Annotated in this window: 5 protein-coding genes; 1 reads left to right on the top strand and 4 read right to left on the bottom strand. The window is 61.8% G+C overall.

Annotation, left to right across the window (positions count from 1 at the left end; translation table 11 throughout):
- Positions 1-4 precede the first annotated feature (4 nt).
- Positions 5-145 carry a Gfo/Idh/MocA family oxidoreductase gene (locus tag R6V78_RS07425; RefSeq protein WP_410288704.1) on the top strand — a complete coding sequence of 47 codons (141 nt, stop codon included), beginning with the start codon at positions 5-7 and terminating at the stop codon, positions 143-145.
- 133 nt (positions 146-278) lie between these two features.
- On the opposite strand, the gene R6V78_RS07420 is transcribed toward R6V78_RS07425, so the two are convergent.
- From R6V78_RS07420 to R6V78_RS07405, 4 genes are all read right to left on the bottom strand, one after another.
- The gene (locus R6V78_RS07420) at positions 279-1,121 is read right to left on the bottom strand and encodes a hypothetical protein (RefSeq protein ID WP_410288703.1); all 843 of its coding nucleotides are present in this window, start codon (positions 1,119-1,121) and stop codon (positions 279-281) included.
- Between the two features lie 4 nt (positions 1,122-1,125).
- The gene (locus R6V78_RS07415) at positions 1,126-1,851 is read right to left on the bottom strand and encodes an acyltransferase (RefSeq protein ID WP_410288702.1); all 726 of its coding nucleotides are present in this window, start codon (positions 1,849-1,851) and stop codon (positions 1,126-1,128) included.
- Positions 1,852-2,003: 152 nt separating this feature from the next.
- Positions 2,004-2,399, bottom strand: a complete 396-nt coding sequence (locus R6V78_RS07410; protein WP_410288701.1) for a hypothetical protein — start codon at positions 2,397-2,399, stop codon at positions 2,004-2,006.
- 20 nt (positions 2,400-2,419) lie between these two features.
- On the bottom strand, positions 2,420-3,560 hold a 1,141-nt coding region (locus tag R6V78_RS07405), incomplete at its 5' end, for an SGNH/GDSL hydrolase family protein (RefSeq protein WP_410288700.1).

Genomic DNA, 3,560 nt, shown 5'->3' with positions numbered 1-3,560 from the left:
GCCGGTGACCCTCACTGCCCTCGCGCACGGCTGCCACGTGCTCGGCGAGAAGCCGCTGGCCGACACGATGGACAACGCGCGCACGATGATCGCGGCGGCCAAGAAGGCGGGGAAGGTATCTCCTCACCGTTGTATACCGGTGTGACGATGCTGACCAGTGGTGCTGTCGTCTGGGTCATGGTTGTCTGCATCTTGTCGTTGCTTGGAACGGTATCGAAGGTCGCCTCACCGACGGCCCGCGGATGGTTCGCCGAGGGGGTTAGCGGCGGTCACCTGGTTTAAAACAGGCGGACCACGTTATCCAGGGTCCGTTTGACTGTCCGCTCAATTTTCCCCGCAACCCGGGCGGCCATCTGCCGGCGCTGCTTCCTGGCACAGCGCCGCCGGAAGTCATCCATGGTCGTCCCACGGGTTTGGCTGTCGGGCAGCAAACGATCCAGGGCCGTGTCCAGATAGTCGTTGGCCAGCGCCACCAGCTGGTCGTCGATGTCCATGTACTGCGCGATGGTCGCCTCCTGCCGGGCGGAGATGGGCGCCTTCTGTCGCGAAACATTTTGGCGCGTGTAGCTGCAATCCGCAAACTCATCGGGGAACAGGCGCTCCAGCAGAATACAGCACTCATCGAAGCGTTCCATGGGCAACACGACCATCCGGCCCCGGTCGATCCGTTCGGCGATGTCGGCGACGCTTGACTCGGTGCGGCCACCCCCTAAAATATACGTCTGACCATTGCGCCAGAAAGGATTGTCGGTTTCGACCAGGGCCTTGCGGCAGAATGCATCGAAGTCGTTGGCCGTGGCGATGCCGCCGCGGTAGGTGTCGCCCCTCTGGAAGGTGTAGCTGGAGACAAACCGGTGGACGGGATTGCGCACAAAGGCGATCCCGACGACCTCGGTATCATCCACCTCCCAGGGCAGTTCACCGGACAGCATATGGCAGCTGTAGCATCGCAGCCAACCATGGTAGTCCAGCAGCCAGCGAAGCTGGTCGCTGGTCAGAAACCAATTTTGGATCAGCATGATATCCCGGCGAAACGCATCACCGAAATTCTGGCGACAAATATCCAGGAACGTGGTACCGGCCGTTTTCCAGATGTGAATGTGAAAAAACACCCGTTTCATGAAGTCACCGGCTTTTTTCGGGGGGTTGCGTCGTTGCGGCGGCAGCGTCGGCAGGCAGGTCCCGGCGATGCTTGACGATGCGGGCCGGCACACCCGATGCGATGGCCCCGTCGGGAACGTCACGGGTCACCACGGACCCGGCGCCGACCACGGCGCCGACACCGATGCGCACGCCGTCCAACACCACGGCGCCGTAGCCCAGCCAGGCATCATCGCCGATGGCGATGCCGCCCCTGGAACGCAGCGGCTGCCGGCGGATGGGTGTTCCGTGCGCCATGCCGTGATTATACGGATAGAAGGCGCAGTTCGGCGCAATCTCCACCCGCTGCCCGATCGATATCGAGCCCTTGTAGGCCGACAACTGGCAGCGGGGCTGAATGTGGGTCCGCTCCCCGATGGCAACCGCGCCGCCCTGGCCGGTTTGAACGAAGGTCCCCCGATGGAGGTGGACACCATCGTGAAAGGTTACCGGCCCGCCGTCCGCTTCCTGGTATATCAACACGTCATCGTCGATGTACACATGTCTTCCGAGTTCGATGTGGTTGCCGTACAGGGTCGCCTTCGGAGACACGTACCCCTTGGGGTGAATGGCTGCCAGCTGAATGCGGCCATAGAACGGGGGCATGCCCATGGCGGCCAGGCCTGCCGCCATGCGTCCCAGCACCCCGGTTCCGGAAAACCGTATCCAGAAGCGCGGCCAGAATCGCAGGATGCGTCCATTTTCATCCATATCGTCCTTTAACGGGCAGTTCTCTTGCGTAAGCGTGAACAGATGGAGGAGCGGTCGCTGCGGCTGAATTCAGCAGAAGCCCTACCGCGGGGAAAGACAAATCTGGTTTCACGAGATGGGTTGACCCGCGGCATCACCTCGCCTCAGGCAGGTCATATAGGAATTTCGTCGACAATCTGATTGCGGCGGTTGAGCATCAGACGAATCACCACGGCGTCGCCGGATCGATAGGTGATTTCGACGTCGACGATGGTCCCGTTGTTTTGTGCTGCCTGGTTCACAATCCGATAGGCTGCCCCGCCGTATCGGTCGATCAGGAACGCGGCGTACGTCGGGTCGTTGAACGTGTTTTTGCGCCGCGCTTGAAACCGGTCGTCCAGACAGCCCCGAATCGCTTCGACGTCCCCGGCAAACAGGCCGTGCATGTAGCGGTCGACCACGGCGATGGCGCTCGTCTCGGCAATGGCAGACGGCACGGGCAAGACCAGCAGCACGCACAGGGCCGGGATCACGAAGCAGCGGCGCAGGATCACGCGGGAAAGGTGCATCGACTCAACTCCTTGCAGCGTTAATGTTCAACGACGATGGTGATGTAATTGACATCCGCACCATTGGCGCCCGGGGCAAGATTTCCACCCAGCACAATCTGTCCGGGGGGAAAGGTCTGCCTGAACAGCCTGAACTGAGCGGCTGCATCCGACACCTGCAGTGTGGCACCGGTATCCGTGTAGCCGGACATCCAGTCCGGAGTGCTCGCCAACGGGTTGCCTGGATCGAGGTCATAGGCGACATAGACATCAACCGCCCGGTCACCATCAAATGTCATATACGTACTATCGGTGGCAACGGCGTCACTGTTGGGAGTCATGATCCAAATCCCGTCTTCCAGACCAAGCCCGGACGGTATTGCGCTGACTGTATGCGCTTCGTCGGTGTAATAGGTGTCGCCCACTTCGATGAGGTTTTGCTTGATATACGGCGCCGTCGTCGACGGTTCGAGATTCTGCAGGATAAACCGCGGGGGCGTGCACACATCGGTGGGTGCGCGTGCACCGGTCAACACCTCGTGCCAGAGCCTGGCCATGACGTCATATCCCAGGCCGTTGGGGTGCACGTTGTCCACGAACAGGCTGAAGAGATTGCGCTCCTCCAGGAAACAGTTGAAGAAATCCGGACCGATGGCGATGCCGGCGACGTCCTGGGTGATGGCGTCCCGGTAGTCGCGGATGAGCACGTTGCGCACCGCCGAAGGCGCGAGGGGATCGGCGTAGATCGATCCAGTGCTGCCCAGGCCGAAGGCGGGCGGCGTGATCCCCACGGTGACCGTGATCGCGTCATCGATGGCCTTGACCTTGTTGACGATTTCCTGGAGGTTCGCGGCGAAGACGGCCCGCGTGGCCGGCAGACTCGAGCCGGAGTCGTTGGTGCCGATCAGCAGGGTCAATCGGTTCAACCCCGGATTGCGCGCCAGGATAGAGTCGATGCGCAGGGCCAGGAGATCGCCGGATTCATCCCCGCCGACGGCTTCATTGACCACGATGGACGGGTACTGATTGGCCGCGGTCAGCATCCTGCCCAACGGTCCGGGGTACCCCTGGAATGAAAAGCTGGGGTTTCCCGGGTCGACGTTGTCGGTCCGGTAGGTGTCGTAGGCCCCGTTGGTGATGCTGTCGCCGGTGGCGGCGTAGTAGTCGCCGGCGACCCCGACC

Source organism: Desulfosarcina sp., assembly GCF_046496365.1.
In the GTDB taxonomy this organism is placed as follows: Bacteria; Desulfobacterota; Desulfobacteria; order Desulfobacterales; family Desulfosarcinaceae; genus Desulfosarcina.
Note: the sequence above shows the minus strand (reverse complement) of the source record. Positions and strands in the feature narration are given on the sequence as shown.

Bases quoted from the DNA above. Each gene is read 5' to 3' on its own strand.
- R6V78_RS07420 (WP_410288703.1), bottom strand. From the start codon at position 1,121: ATGAAACGGGTGTTTTTTCACATTCACATCTGGAAAACGGCCGGTACC.
- R6V78_RS07415 (WP_410288702.1), bottom strand. From the start codon at position 1,851: ATGGATGAAAATGGACGCATCCTGCGATTCTGGCCGCGCTTCTGGATA.
- R6V78_RS07410 (WP_410288701.1), bottom strand. From the start codon at position 2,399: ATGCACCTTTCCCGCGTGATCCTGCGCCGCTGCTTCGTGATCCCGGCC.